A 14,119-nucleotide genomic window follows, 5' to 3' on the forward strand; every position below is an offset into this window, starting at 1 on the left:
AAACTACCTCTTGTAGTCTGGACAAGACGTGCCAGCGTCGCATCCGGCGATAAGGGGGCAGATTGCTGAATCTTTACGCATTTCTCAAACCCTGAAAACACTGTATACTTTACCAGTGTTGAGAGGTGAGCAATGCGTAAAATCATTCATGTGGATATGGACTGTTTTTTCGCAGCGGTGGAGATGCGCGACAATCCCGCCCTGCGCGATATCCCTATTGCTATTGGCGGCAGCCGCGAACGTCGGGGGGTGATCAGCACCGCTAATTATCCCGCGCGTAAATTTGGTGTACGCAGTGCAATGCCGACCGGTATGGCGCTCAAATTATGCCCACATCTTACGCTGCTTCCGGGGCGCTTTGACGCTTACAAAGAAGCCTCGAATCATATCCGCGAAATCTTCTCGCGCTACACTTCGCGCATTGAACCGCTGTCGCTGGATGAAGCCTATCTTGACGTCACCGACAGCGTACATTGCCACGGTTCTGCGACCCTCATTGCCCAGGAAATCCGCCAGACGATTTTTAACGAGTTGCAACTGACGGCGTCTGCGGGCGTCGCGCCGGTAAAGTTTCTCGCTAAAATCGCTTCTGACATGAATAAACCCAACGGTCAGTTTGTGATTACTCCGGCTGACGTTCCGGCATTTCTGCAAACCCTGCCGCTGGCGAAAATTCCCGGTGTCGGCAAAGTGTCGGCGGCAAAACTGGAAGCGATGGGGCTGCGAACCTGCGGCGATGTGCAAAAGTATGATCTGGTGATGTTGCTCAAACGTTTTGGCAAATTTGGCCACATTTTATGGGAGCGTAGTCAGGGCATCGATGAGCGCGATGTTAACAGCGAACGTCTGCGCAAATCCGTCGGCGTGGAACGCACGATGGCGGAAGATATTCATCACTGGTCTGAATGTGAAGCGATCATTGAGCGGCTATACCCGGAGCTGGAACGCCGTCTGGCGAAGGTAAAACCAGATTTGCTGATTGCTCGTCAGGGGGTGAAGTTAAAGTTCGACGATTTTCAGCAAACCACTCAGGAACATGTCTGGCCGCGATTGAATAAAGCTGACCTAATCGCCACCGCGCGTAAAACCTGGGATGAACGCCGCAGCGGGCGCGGTGTGCGGCTGGTGGGCTTGCATGTGACGTTGCTGGATCCGCAAATGGAAAGACAACTGGTGTTGGGGTTATGAATAACATATCAATAAGAGACTATCGGCCCGGAGATTTTCAGCACATATGCGCTATTTTCCTTAGAGCGGTTACGATGACGGCTAGCCAACATTATTCTCCGCAGCAAATTGCCGCCTGGGCGCAGATTGATGAAACACGCTGGAAGAAAAAAATCGCGCAATCACAAGTGCGGGTTGCGGTCATTGATGAGCAACCAGTCGGATTTATTACGCTAATTGACCGCTATATCGACTTATTATTTGTTGACCCGAAATACACCCGCCGCGGTGTCGCCAGCGCCTTGTTAAAACCATCGATTAAGTCTGAATCCGAACTTACAGTAAATGCCAGCATAACGGCGAAACCCTTTTTTGAACGTTATGGTTTTCAGGTAGTTAAGCAGCAGAACGTTGAATGCCGGGGAGAGTGGTTGACTAATTTTTATATGCGTTATCAGCAGCCAGATTAATTCCAGCTTGCAATGTAAATATTGCCTGCCTAGTATGTGCGCGTTTTCTTATTCCACAAACTGCAAGGAGGTCAATCATGACAAATTCTTTATCAATGACGCTTTGCAGACCTTTCCAGGATTAATTCTTTTTTTTGCCCTGGATTCGTCTGCCATTTTCTGATTTTTTAATTGTTACTCTTAATAATTTGAGTCGCAGCTCATGCAACTTGAAGTATGATGAGTATAAATGGAATGGTACATGGGCAAATATATTCGTCCTTTATCCGATGCGGTATTTACCATCGCATCCGATGACCTGTGGATCGAGAGTTCAGCGATCCAACAATTACACACCACAGCAAAACTTCCCGATATGCAACGCGTAGTAGGGATGCCAGATTTACACCCCGGACGCGGCTACCCGATTGGCGCAGCCTTCTTCTCCGTTGGGCGTTTTTACCCGGCGCTGGTCGGCAATGATATCGGTTGCGGCATGGCGCTATGGCAAACAGATATCCTTGCCCGCAAATACAATGCCGATAAGTTTGAAAAGCGATTGTCTGCTCTGGATGATGTTGCCGAAGAAAGCTGGCTGGAGGAAAACCTGCCGTCAGCGTTTGCACAGCATCCGTGGCGCAGCTCGCTGGGTTCCATCGGCGGCGGCAATCACTTCGCTGAACTGCAACAGATTGATCAAATCATCAACGCTGAGTTGTTTGCACTGGCTGGTATGGATGCGCGGTATTTGCAACTGCTGGTTCATAGCGGCTCGCGTGGTTTGGGGCAGTCTATTTTACAGCGACATATTGCCTCGTTTTCTCATCATGGCTTGCCAGAAGTCTGTGACGACGCGCTACGTTATATCGCGGAGCATGACGATGCGTTGGCGTTTGCGCGTATGAATCGCCAGATGATTGCTTTGCGCATGATGCAGCAGGTGAAGGCGACGGGAAGTCTGGTTCTGGATGTGGCACATAACTTTATTACCGCGAGTCAAATTGGCGATCAACAAGGCTGGTTACATCGTAAAGGGGCAACGCCAGATGATAGCGGTCTGGTGGTTATCCCCGGCTCACGCGGTGATTTCTCGTGGCTGGTTCAGCCTGTCATTTGTGAAGAAACATTACATTCGCTGGCGCATGGGGCAGGACGCAAATGGGGACGTACCGAGTGTAAAGGGCGTCTGGCGGCGAAATACACCGTGACGCAACTCTCGCGTACTGAACTTGGCAGCCGGGTAATTTGCCGCGATAAACAACTCATCTTCGAAGAAGCGCCGCAGGCCTATAAATCAGCAGAAAGCGTGGTGCAATGCCTGGTACGGGCCGGTTTAGTTAATCCAGTCGCGCGGTTGCGTCCGGTACTGACGCTCAAAAACAGTGGAGGGAAAAAAGGATGATCTTGTTGCAACTCTCCTCTGCCCAGGGGCCAGAAGAATGCTGTCTCGCCGTCAAAAAGGCGCTGGACAGGCTGATTAAAGAAGCTACCCAACAGCGCGTCGCGGTAACGGTGCTGGAAACAGAAACGGGGCGCTACTCTGACACGCTGCGTTCGGCGCTGGTCTCTTTGGATGGCGATAATGCATGGGCATTAAGTGAACGCTGGTGTGGTACGATTCAGTGGATTTGCCCAAGCCCGTATCGACCTCATCATGGGCGTAAAAACTGGTTTCTGGGCATTGGGCGTTTTACCGCTGATGAGCAGGAACAATCAGATGCGATCCGTTATGAGACGTTGCGCTCGTCGGGGCCGGGCGGTCAACATGTCAATAAAACCGACTCGGCGGTGCGCGCCACGCATCTGGCAAGTGGGATTTGTGTGAAGGTACAATCGGAACGTAGCCAGCATGCTAACAGACGGCTGGCGCGATTGCTGATTGCCTGGAAGCTGGAACAACAGCAACAGGAAAATAGTGCGGCGCTGAAATCGCAGCGGCGAATGTTCCATCATCAGATTGAACGTGGTAACCCGCGACGGACGTTTACAGGGATGGCTTTTATCGCTGTGTAATTCAGGAACATGTCCCGCCGTTTTCTCCGTGAAAGCAGCGGGTGAAAACGAAAGGAATCATCATGTTTATCGGTCATCTTCCGGCTGGATATTTAATAAATTGTACTTTAGTAAAACGCTTGCCGCTGATTGCTCGTCATGCGCGGAGGGTGATGGTTATTGCCTTAGTCGGGGCAGTTGCACCCGATTTTGATCTCTTCTGGTGCTATCTGATTGATAGCGGGCAACGTCATCATCATCTTTACCCGTCTCATTGGCCATTGCTATGGTTCACACTTTTGGCTGCGACGCTACTCTGGGCTGGCGTCGCGAAGAATAAACTTCCGCCGTGGTTGGGGGTGATATTTTGCCTGAATGGTATTGTGCATTTATTACTTGATACGCTGGTTGGGGATATCTGGTGGCTAATGCCTTTCGTTAATAAACCGTTTGCGCTATTTCATATTACGGCGGTACATCAGCCGTGGTGGCTAAATTTTTTATTACACTGGTCGTTTTTACTGGAGTTGATATTGGTAACGGCGGCTATTGCTGTGTGGTGCAAGCGTAATGTCAAAATGATGATTGTAAAACGCGTGAAAAAATTGTTCTGACGTCAGGCTGCGTAACATATTTCCTTGGGAAATTCTCTCGTGGTTAAATATGTTCTTCTGACTTTGCCCCAGGCTCTGAGCATAAAAAAACTCTGCTTTTCACCTTCAAGCTCTTTCACGGATTTCAGCGCGAAATTTTCTTTGGTGATCAAAAATACCCCCCATGAAATATGGTCGCAGCTATACAAATATGCGACTTTTTCATGGGTTTCATAATGCTTTGTTATTTCAATGTAAATCGCCATACAATTCTGCCCTTCATCCTTGAACAGTCCACGCCCGCAGGCGTGGACGTTATCGTTATTACTTCACAGGAATTTCTTTCAGCAGTTCAGTCAGCAGTGTCCAGTAATGACCAACGCTTTCGATATGAACTTGCTCATCCGGAGAGTGTGGACCAGTGATGGTTGGCCCGATAGAAACCATGTCCATTTCCGGATACGGTTTTTTGAACAGACCACATTCCAGGCCCGCGTGGATAATCTGGATGTTCGGCGTCTTGTTGAACAGACGCTGATAGGTTTCCCGTACCAGATGCATCACCGGAGAGTTAGCGTCCGGCTGCCAGCCGGGATATGCGCCTTTCGCTTCGGTCTTCGCGCCTGCCAGTTTACCCAGTGAATCCAGCATGCTCACCACGTAGTCTTTACCGCTGTCGATCAGTGAACGGATCAGACAGTGAATTTCTACGTTGTTGTCGGTCATGGTCACCACACCGACGTTCAGTGAGGTTTCAACCACGCCTTTTGCCACGTCGGAGTTACGGATAACGCCGTTCGGGGTGGCGTTCAACAGGCGAATAAAGGTATCGCGAGATTTAGCAATTAGTGCAGCTTTATCGTTCGCTACAGAGTCCAGCAACAATGCCAGGTTTTTCTCTTTCTCTGCCAGCTCGTTTTTCAGGATATCCTGATAGGTATTCACCAGAGATTTCAGTGCATCGACTTTATCGGCTGCAACAGCGATGGTCGCAAAGGCTTCACGCGGAATGGCGTTACGCAGTGTGCCACCGTTGAAATCGATAAGGCGCAGATCCAGCTCTTCTGCATGACCTGCCAGGAAGCGTACCAACAGTTTGTTGGCATTACCCAGGCCAACGTGGATTTCACCGCCGGAGTGGCCGCCTTTCAGACCTTTTAAGGTTAACTTAAAGGTTTCAAAGCCAGCCGGAACCGCTTCACGATCCAAATGCAGGTTAGAGGTGAAGTCGATACCACCCGCACAACCCATATAGATTTCACCTTCTTCTTCAGAGTCGGTGTTAATCAGAATGTCAGCCTGTAACCAGTTGCTCTGTAAGCCGAACGCGCCATCCATACCGGCTTCTTCGGTCATGGTCAGCAGCACTTCCAGCGGACCATGAACCACGTTGTCATCGGCAAGAACCGCCAGCGCAGAGGCCATACCAATACCGTTATCCGCGCCCAGCGTTGTGCCGCGTGCTTTAACCCATTCGCCATCAATATAAGGCTGGATAGGATCTTTAGTGAAGTCGTGCACGGTGTCGTTGTTTTTCTGTGGCACCATATCGAGGTGAGCCTGCAGGACGACCGGTTTACGGTTTTCCATACCTGCAGTGGCAGGTTTACGAATCAGGATATTTCCCACCTGATCGCGTTCGACATGGAAACCTTTCTCTTTTGCCCAACCTACAATGTATTCAGCAAGCTGCTCTTCGTGGTAGGACGGGTGAGGAATAGAACAGATTTTGGCAAAAATATCCCACAGCGGCTGTGGAGATAATTGAGACAGTTCAGACACGTTAAGTCTCCTTGTCGATCACCCGCAAAACAGTATTGCAGGTCACAGGGTTAGCAGAAAATGTTGTCAGCACAAGTCAGGCTTGCGAGATATGTTTGAGAATACCACTTTATCCAGCGACAGGTAGTAGCAGTGCGCAAAAAGACGCGGACTTATGTGAAATACTGGTTTTTAGTGCGTCAGATCTCTATAATCTCGCGCAACCTATTTTCCCCTCGAACACTTTTTAAGCCGTAGATAAACAGGCTGGGACACTTCACATGAGCGAAAAATACATCGTCACCTGGGACATGTTGCAGATTCATGCACGTAAACTGGCAAGCCGCCTGATGCCTTCAGAACAATGGAAAGGCATTATTGCCGTTAGCCGTGGCGGTCTGGTGCCCGGAGCCTTACTGGCGCGTGAACTGGGTATTCGTCATGTCGATACCGTATGTATTTCCAGCTACGATCACGACAACCAGCGTGAACTGAAAGTACTGAAACGCGCAGAAGGCGATGGTGAAGGCTTCATCGTCATTGATGACCTGGTAGATACCGGCGGTACTGCGGTGGCAATCCGTGAAATGTATCCAAAAGCGCACTTTGTCACCATCTTCGCTAAACCGGCTGGTCGTCCGCTGGTTGATGATTATGTTGTTGATATCCCGCAAAATACCTGGATTGAGCAGCCGTGGGATATGGGCGTGGTGTTCGTTCCGCCTATCTCTGGTCGCTAATCTTTTCAACGCCTGGCTTTGCCGGGCGTTGTTCTTTTTGACGTCAGGCAGGTTACAATAGCTTCCAGTAAGTATTCCTGGAGGCTGCATCCATGACACAGGCTAACCTGAGCGAAACCCTGTTCAAACCCCGCTTTAAACACCCTGAAACCTCGACGCTAGTCCGCCGTTTTAACCGCGGTGCGCAACCGTCGGTGCAGTCGGCCCTCGATGGCAAAAATATTCCTCACTGGTATCGTATGATTAACCGCCTGATGTGGATCTGGCGTGGCGTTGATCCGCGTGAAATCCTCGATGTCCAGGCGCGTATTGTGATGAGCGATGCCGAACGCACCGACAATGATTTATACGATACGGTGATTGGCTACCGCGGTGGCAACTGGATTTATGAGTGGGCCACCCAGGCAATGCTGTGGCAACAGAAAGCCTGTGCGGAAGAAGACCCGCAAGTCAGCGGGCGTCACTGGCTGCACGCTGCTACGTTGTACAATATTGCCGCCTATCCGCACTTGAAGGGCGATGATCTGGCTGAACAGGTACAGGCGTTGTCAAATCGCGCGTATGAAGAAGCGGCGCAACGTCTGCCTGGCACCATGCGGCAGATGGAGTTTACTGTGCCGGGCGGCGCGCCCATCATTGGCTTTTTGCATATGCCAAAAGGCGATGGCCCATTCCCGACAGTATTAATGTGTGGTGGTTTGGATGCGATGCAAACAGACTATTACTCCCTTTATGAGCGCTATTTTGCACCGCGCGGCATTGCGATGCTGACTATTGATATGCCTTCGGTCGGTTTTTCCTCAAAATGGAAACTCACCCAGGATTCCAGCTTGCTGCACCAACATGTTTTAAAGGCGTTGCCAAACGTGCCGTGGGTGGATCACACACGCGTCGCAGCCTTTGGTTTCCGTTTTGGTGCTAACGTTGCCGTGCGCCTTGCATACCTTGAATCGCCGCGTCTGAAAGCCGTTGCCTGTCTTGGGCCGGTGGTTCACACCTTGTTGAGTGATTTTAAGTGCCAGCAACAGGTGCCGGAAATGTATCTTGACGTACTGGCCAGCCGTTTGGGGATGCATGATGCTTCCGACGAAGCGTTGCGCGTGGAGCTGAATCGCTATTCATTAAAAGTGCAAGGATTGTTGGGACGTCGTTGCCCAACGCCAATGTTATCAGGTTACTGGAAGAACGATCCGTTCAGCCCGGAAGAGGATTCCCGCTTAATCACTTCGTCATCTGCCGACGGTAAATTGTTAGAAATTCCATTTAATCCGGTGTATCGGAATTTTGACAAAGCGCTTCAGGAAATCACCGACTGGATCGAAAAACGATTGTGTTAAAAATTTGCTAAATTTTGTCAATTTGGTAAAACAGTTGCATCACAACAGGAGATCGCAATGACGTTACCGAGTGGACACCCGAAAAGCAGATTGATCAAAAAATTTACCGCACTTGGCCCGTATATTCGTGAAGGTAAGTGCGAAGATAATCGATTCTTTTTCGATTGTCTGGCTGTATGCGTCAACGTGAAACCCGCGCCGGAAGTGCGTGAGTTTTGGGGCTGGTGGATGGAACTGGAAGCGCAGGAGTCCCGTTTTACCTACAGTTATCAGTTCGGTCTGTTTGATAAAGCAGGTGACTGGACGAGTGTTCCGGTAAACGATGCAGAAGTGGTTGAGCGACTGGAGCATACTTTGCGTGAGTTTCATGAAAAGCTGCGTGAACTGCTGACGACGCTGAATTTTAAGCTGGAACCGGCGGATGATTTTCGCGATGAACCGGTGAAGTTAACGGCGTGAGTGAAATGTGCCGGATGCCTCGCATCCGGCAATATTAATTAAAACTGATACGTCATCCCAACCGCGACAATATCATCATTATTGATATTCAACTTATTATCGCTATCCAGTTGGTTGATTTTATAATCAACAAATGCTGACATGTTTTTGTTAAAATAATACGTGGCACCAACATCAATATAATTGACCAGATCCTCATCACCGATGCCTTCAATATCTTTCCCTTTTGATAATACGTAACCCAGGGATGGACGCAGACCAAAGTCGAACTGGTATTGTGCGACTGCTTCAAAGTTTTGCGTCTTATTGGCAAAGCCGCCAGAAATTGGCGTCATGTTACGCGTTTCAGAATAGAAGGTTGCCAGGTAAATATTATTAGCATCGTATTTAAGACCCGTAGCCCACGCTTCTGCGCGTTTACCCGTGCCACGGCTTTGCTGATTCTGCTCGTTGGTACGATCAGAGTTGGTATAGGCACCGCTGATAGCGAAATCACTGCCGCCAAAGTCATATGTCAGTGACGTACCGAAGCCATCGCCGTTCTGCTTTTTAACATCGCGGTTTTCGTTTTTTCCTTGATATTGCAAGGTCAGGTTCAGGCCATCAATTACGCCGAAGAAGTCGGTGTTACGATAAGTCGCCAGGCCGCTGGCGCGTTTAGTCATAAAGTTGTCGGTCTGGGCGGAGGAGTCGCCACCGAATTCCGGGAACATATCTGTCCAGGCTTCAACGTCATACAATGCGCCAAGGTTACGACCATAATCGAATGAACCTAAATCTTTATATTTCAATCCGGCAAAGGCGAGACGCGTTTTTTGCTGTGCGGTATCACTCTCCGCTTTATTTCCGGCAAACTCCGCTTCCCAACGACCATAACCGGTCAGTTGATCGTTAATTTGTGTTTCGCCTTTAAAACCAAAACGGATATAACTCTGATCGCCATCTTTACTCTCATTATCACTGATATAATGCATGGCTTTTACTTTGCCATAGACATCCAGTTTATTACCGTCTTTATTATATACTTCTGCAGCTTGTACGGATGCAGATGCCACAATGCCCATCACCACTAATGCCAGAGTGCTCTTTTTCATTTTCATTCCTGATTTTAATTAACGCACAAATATTCAGCGGGAGAGTCCCGTTGAAAACAGGAAAGTTTTTAACCTGAGATTGTTAAAGATATATTACAGATTAATAATATTCTTAAAATGTGGTAATTTATTAAATCTGTAATAAAAGCGTAAACAACGGCTGCTACGCTTGCTGATCCCGCGCAACAAAACGCCATGCTTTGCTCGCAGATGGTTGGCAACCGGCGACAGTCCTGCTAAAACGTTCGTTTGATATCATTTTTCCTAACATTGAATGGCAGAGAATCATGAGTGACAGCCAGACGCTGGTGGTAAAACTCGGCACCAGTGTGCTAACAGGCGGATCGCGCCGCCTGAACCGTGCCCATATTGTTGAACTTGTTCGCCAGTGCGCGCAGCTACATGCCGCCGGGCATCGGATTGTAATTGTGACGTCGGGCGCGATTGCCGCCGGACGTGAGCACCTGGGCTACCCGGAACTGCCAGCGACTATCGCCTCGAAACAACTCCTGGCGGCGGTAGGGCAGAGCCGACTGATTCAATTGTGGGAACAACTGTTTTCAATTTACGGTATTCACGTCGGGCAGATGCTGCTGACGCGTGCAGATATGGAAGATCGTGAACGCTTCCTGAACGCCCGCGATACCCTGCGTGCGTTGCTCGACAACAACATCGTTCCGGTAATTAATGAGAATGATGCTGTCGCTACGGCAGAGATTAAAGTTGGCGACAACGATAATCTCTCGGCGTTAGCGGCAATTCTGGCCGGTGCCGATAAACTGCTGCTGCTGACCGATCAAAAAGGTTTGTATACCGCAGACCCGCGCAGTAATCCTCAGGCGGAACTGATTAAAGATGTTTACGGTATTGATGATGCGCTGCGCGCGATTGCCGGTGACAGCGTTTCAGGCCTTGGAACCGGCGGCATGGGCACCAAGTTGCAGGCGGCTGACGTAGCCTGTCGTGCGGGTATCGATACCATTATTGCCGCGGGTAGCAAGCCAGGCGTCATTGGCGACGTGATGGAAGGTATCCCAGTTGGTACGTTGTTCCATGCCCAGGCTACTCCGCTTGAAAACCGCAAACGCTGGATTTTTGGCGCGCCGCCAGCGGGTGAAATTACTGTAGATGAAGGGGCGACCGCCGCTATTCTTGAACGCGGCAGTTCCCTGTTGCCGAAAGGCATTAAAAGCGTGAGTGGCAACTTCTCCCGCGGTGAAGTCATCCGCATTTGCAACCTCGAAGGTCGCGATATTGCTCACGGCGTTAGCCGCTATAACAGCGATGCATTGCGCCGTATTGCCGGACACCACTCGCAAGAAATTGATGCAATACTGGGATATGAATACGGCCCGGTTGCCGTTCACCGTGATGACATGATTACCCGTTAAGGAGCAGGCCGATGCTGGAACAAATGGGCATTGCAGCGAAGCAAGCCTCGTATAAATTAGCGCAACTCTCCAGCCGCGAAAAAAATCGCGTGCTGGAAAAGATCGCTGATGAGCTGGAAGCACAGAGCGAAAGCATCCTCGATGCTAACGCCCAGGATGTTGCTGACGCGCGTGCCAATGGCCTTAGCGAAGCGATGCTTGACCGTCTGGCGTTAACGCCCGCGCGCCTGAAAGGCATTGCCGACGATGTGCGGCAGGTGTGTAATCTTGCCGATCCGGTAGGGCAGGTGATTGATGGAGGTGTGCTGGACAGCGGTCTGCGTCTGGAGCGTCGCCGCGTGCCGCTGGGTGTTATAGGTGTAATTTATGAAGCGCGTCCGAACGTGACAGTTGATGTCGCTTCGCTGTGTCTGAAAACCGGTAACGCGGTGATCCTGCGCGGCGGCAAAGAAACCTGTCGCACTAACGCTGCAACGGTAGCGGTGATTCAGGACGCCCTGAAATCCTGCGGTTTACCGGCAGGCGCAGTGCAGGCGATTGATAATCCGGATCGCGCGCTGGTGAGTGAAATGCTGCGCATGGATAAATACATCGACATGTTGATCCCGCGTGGTGGTGCTGGTTTGCATAAGCTGTGCCGCGAGCAGTCGACAATTCCGGTGATCACTGGCGGCATTGGCGTCTGCCATATTTACGTTGATGAAAGTGCTGACATTTCTGCAGCCCTGAAAGTGATCGTCAACGCGAAAACCCAGCGTCCGAGTACCTGCAATACGGTAGAAACGTTGCTGGTGAATAAAAACATCGCTGATAACTTCCTGCCTGCGTTAAGCAAGCAAATGGCGGAAAGCGGCGTGACGTTACACGCCGATGCTGCGGCACTGGCGCAGTTGCAGGCAGGATCTGCGAAAGTGGTGGCTGTTAAGGCGGAAGAGTATGACGATGAATTCCTGTCGTTAGATTTGAACGTCAAAATCGTCAGCGATCTTGACGACGCCATCGCCCATATTCGTGAACACGGGACGCAACACTCCGATGCGATCCTGACGCGTGATATGCGCAATGCCCAGCGTTTTGTCAATGAAGTGGACTCCTCTGCTGTTTACGTTAACGCGTCTACACGTTTCACCGACGGCGGTCAGTTTGGTCTTGGCGCGGAAGTGGCGGTAAGCACGCAAAAACTCCACGCACGCGGACCAATGGGGCTGGAAGCGCTGACCACCTACAAGTGGATCGGTATTGGTGATTACACCGTTCGTGCGTAAATAAAACCGGGTGATGCAAAAGTAGCCATTTGATTCACAAGGCCATTGACGCATCGCCCGGTTAGTTTTAACCTTGTCCACCGTGATTCACGTTCGTGAACATGTCCTTTTCAGGGCCGATATAGCTCAGTTGGTAGAGCAGCGCATTCGTAATGCGAAGGTCGTAGGTTCGACTCCTATTATCGGCACCATTCAAGCATCTCTCAAAGTCTACTCAAGTTCACTAAAACCCCTTATAATCTGCACCTTCCAGCTCTCGATTGTATTCTGACGTCTACTGGCACACCCCAAAATCTACATGTATATGGGGGTACATTCGGGGGTATATGCTGTTCGGTCTTATGGAGATACCCCCAGTGAAACTTAACGCCCGCCAGGTTGATACCGCAAAGCCAAAAGATAAGCCTTACAAACTCTCTGATGGCGGTGGACTTTACCTTCTGGTTAACCCTAATGGAAAACGCTATTGGCGACTTAAGTACCGTGTTGCCGGTAAGGAGAAGTTGCTTGCTCTTGGGGTTTATCCCGACGTGACTTTGGCTGAAGCTCGTATTAAACGTGAAGAGGCTAAAAGGGGCATTGCTGGTGGGATTGACCCCAATGTAGCGAAGAGAGAAGAGAAACTAGCCCGAGAGGCTAGTGTCCGAAACACCTTTCAGGAAATCGCTTGTGAATGGCATGCCAGCAAGCTTTATAAATGGTCTGAAGGATATTCTTCGGACATTATGGAAGCTTTTAACAAAGACGTGTTCCCTTACATCGGCAAAAAGCCTATTGCGGACATCAAACCACTCGAATTACTGAATGTGCTTCGCCGCATGGAAAGCAGGGGAGCAACAGAGAAGGCAAAAAAGGTCAGACAGCGCTGTGGCGAGGTCTTCCGCTATGCGATCGTTACTGGTCGAGCCGAATACAATCCAGCCCCTGATCTTACCAGTGCAATGCAAGGACACGAGTCCAACCATTATCCTTTCCTGAACACTTCCGAGCTTCCGGCATTTTTCGAGTCTCTTTCCCAGTACTCGGGCAGTATTTTAATCGTTTTGGCCGCGCGCTTATTGATTCTCACTGGCGTAAGAACGGGGGAACTACGAGGTGCTACATGGCAAGAAATCGACACAGAATCTGCGGTGTGGATCATCCCGGCAGAACGTATGAAGATGCGCCGCCCACATATTGTGCCTTTATCCAGACAGGCACTAACCATCATTGAGCGCATCCGCGAAATGACGGGGCGTTATCCTCTGATTTTTCCGGGTCGTAATGACCCACGAAAGACCATGAGTGAAGCTAGTATCAATCAGGTATTTAAGCGTATTGGCTATACCGGTCGTGTTACTGGCCACGGCTTCAGACATACCATGAGTACCATCCTCCACGAGCAGGGATACAACACCGCCTGGATTGAAACACAGCTTGCACACGTCGATAAAAACTCGATTCGTGGTACCTATAATCACGCTCAGTATCTGGAAGGTCGCAGGGAGATGTTGCAGTGGTATGCGGATTACATAGACAGCCTTGAGAAGAATGGAAATCTCGTCCATGGCAGGTTCGGAAAGTCAGCTTAGCTGCTCGGATAAGTGTTTTAACTAAAAAAGAGTAGACTGCAGTAGACGTATAAAACACAGGGCTATGCCACACTAATGCATTTGCGGGTTGGCATAGCTCCCTATCAAAGATGGCGTAGCTGACGTAACCATGTCTGAACAACACACTCTTCCCTTAGATTTTTCTATTCCTACTGTAGTGGCACACTAAATTTGGCCACCTGAACAGAGGTGATATGCTCACCTCAGAACAACACAGGTGCTCCAATGAAAAAAAGAAATTTCAGCGCAGAGTTTAAACGCGAATCCGCTCAACTGGTT

14 protein-coding genes and 1 tRNA gene are annotated in these 14,119 nt (G+C 50.0%); 12 read left to right on the top strand and 3 right to left on the bottom strand.

What is annotated here, in order from left to right:
• Positions 1 to 132 precede the first annotated feature (132 nt).
• The 5 genes from dinB (at position 133) to C7B16_RS19200 (ending at position 4,222) form a co-directional block, all read left to right on the top strand.
• The gene (gene dinB, locus C7B16_RS19180) at positions 133 to 1,188 is read left to right on the top strand and encodes a DNA polymerase IV (RefSeq protein WP_001226159.1); all 1,056 of its coding nucleotides are present in this window, start codon (positions 133 to 135) and stop codon (positions 1,186 to 1,188) included.
• Positions 1,185 to 1,637 carry a GNAT family N-acetyltransferase gene (locus tag C7B16_RS19185; RefSeq protein ID WP_061090638.1) on the top strand — a complete coding sequence of 151 codons (453 nt, stop codon included), beginning with the start codon at positions 1,185 to 1,187 and terminating at the stop codon, positions 1,635 to 1,637. The genes dinB and C7B16_RS19185 overlap by 4 nt, the downstream gene beginning before the upstream one ends.
• A gap of 241 nt (positions 1,638 to 1,878) precedes the next feature.
• Positions 1,879 to 3,018 carry an RNA ligase RtcB family protein gene (locus C7B16_RS19190; RefSeq protein ID WP_024191835.1) on the top strand — a complete coding sequence of 380 codons (1,140 nt, stop codon included), beginning with the start codon at positions 1,879 to 1,881 and terminating at the stop codon, positions 3,016 to 3,018.
• Positions 3,015 to 3,629: a peptide chain release factor H gene (prfH, locus tag C7B16_RS19195; protein ID WP_000602119.1), complete on the top strand. Its 615-nt coding sequence runs from the start codon at positions 3,015 to 3,017 to the stop codon at positions 3,627 to 3,629. Before C7B16_RS19190 ends, prfH begins: the two co-directional genes overlap by 4 nt.
• A gap of 62 nt (positions 3,630 to 3,691) precedes the next feature.
• Complete coding sequence (locus C7B16_RS19200) at positions 3,692 to 4,222, top strand: metal-dependent hydrolase (protein ID WP_061090641.1); 531 nt, start codon at positions 3,692 to 3,694, stop codon at positions 4,220 to 4,222.
• Positions 4,223 to 4,224: 2 nt separating this feature from the next.
• On the opposite strand, the gene C7B16_RS19205 is transcribed toward C7B16_RS19200, so the two are convergent.
• Together C7B16_RS19205 and pepD are read right to left on the bottom strand one after the other, a co-directional pair.
• Positions 4,225 to 4,467: a hypothetical protein gene (locus C7B16_RS19205; RefSeq protein ID WP_038355489.1), complete on the bottom strand. Its 243-nt coding sequence runs from the start codon at positions 4,465 to 4,467 to the stop codon at positions 4,225 to 4,227.
• 58 nt (positions 4,468 to 4,525) lie between these two features.
• Positions 4,526 to 5,983, bottom strand: a complete 1,458-nt coding sequence (pepD, locus tag C7B16_RS19210) for a cytosol nonspecific dipeptidase (protein ID WP_016248351.1) — start codon at positions 5,981 to 5,983, stop codon at positions 4,526 to 4,528.
• A gap of 260 nt (positions 5,984 to 6,243) precedes the next feature.
• Here pepD and gpt point away from each other — a divergent pair, with 260 nt between their 5' ends.
• The 3 genes from gpt to crl all read left to right on the top strand — a co-directional run bounded on the left by gpt (position 6,244) and on the right by crl (position 8,498).
• On the top strand, positions 6,244 to 6,702 hold the full coding sequence (gene gpt / locus C7B16_RS19215) for a xanthine phosphoribosyltransferase (protein WP_001291991.1): 459 nt from the start codon (positions 6,244 to 6,246) through the stop codon (positions 6,700 to 6,702).
• A 92-nt stretch (positions 6,703 to 6,794) separates the two neighbouring features.
• Complete coding sequence (gene frsA, locus C7B16_RS19220) at positions 6,795 to 8,039, top strand: esterase FrsA (protein ID WP_001515787.1); 1,245 nt, start codon at positions 6,795 to 6,797, stop codon at positions 8,037 to 8,039.
• A gap of 57 nt (positions 8,040 to 8,096) precedes the next feature.
• Positions 8,097 to 8,498, top strand: coding sequence for a sigma factor-binding protein Crl (gene crl, locus C7B16_RS19225; RefSeq protein ID WP_000174683.1), 402 nt, complete (start codon positions 8,097 to 8,099; stop codon positions 8,496 to 8,498).
• 38 nt (positions 8,499 to 8,536) lie between these two features.
• Here crl and phoE read toward each other — a convergent pair whose 3' ends face one another.
• Entirely contained in the window at positions 8,537 to 9,592 is a 1,056-nt protein-coding gene (gene phoE / locus C7B16_RS19230; protein WP_001515788.1) for a phosphoporin PhoE, read from the bottom strand.
• 287 nt (positions 9,593 to 9,879) lie between these two features.
• Here phoE and proB point away from each other — a divergent pair, with 287 nt between their 5' ends.
• The 4 genes from proB (at position 9,880) to C7B16_RS19250 (ending at position 13,819) form a co-directional block, all read left to right on the top strand.
• Positions 9,880 to 10,983, top strand: a complete 1,104-nt coding sequence (gene proB / locus C7B16_RS19235) for a glutamate 5-kinase (RefSeq protein WP_001285282.1) — start codon at positions 9,880 to 9,882, stop codon at positions 10,981 to 10,983.
• A gap of 11 nt (positions 10,984 to 10,994) precedes the next feature.
• Positions 10,995 to 12,248: a glutamate-5-semialdehyde dehydrogenase gene (gene proA, locus C7B16_RS19240; RefSeq protein ID WP_000893291.1), complete on the top strand. Its 1,254-nt coding sequence runs from the start codon at positions 10,995 to 10,997 to the stop codon at positions 12,246 to 12,248.
• Positions 12,249 to 12,363: 115 nt separating this feature from the next.
• Positions 12,364 to 12,439, top strand: a tRNA-Thr gene (locus C7B16_RS19245).
• Between the two features lie 165 nt (positions 12,440 to 12,604).
• Entirely contained in the window at positions 12,605 to 13,819 is a 1,215-nt protein-coding gene (locus C7B16_RS19250) for a tyrosine-type recombinase/integrase (protein WP_107180007.1), read from the top strand.
• Positions 13,820 to 14,119 lie beyond the last annotated feature (300 nt).

The organism is Escherichia sp. 20412-1 (assembly GCF_003027595.1).
In the GTDB taxonomy this organism is placed as follows: domain Bacteria; phylum Pseudomonadota; class Gammaproteobacteria; order Enterobacterales; family Enterobacteriaceae; genus Escherichia; species Escherichia marmotae.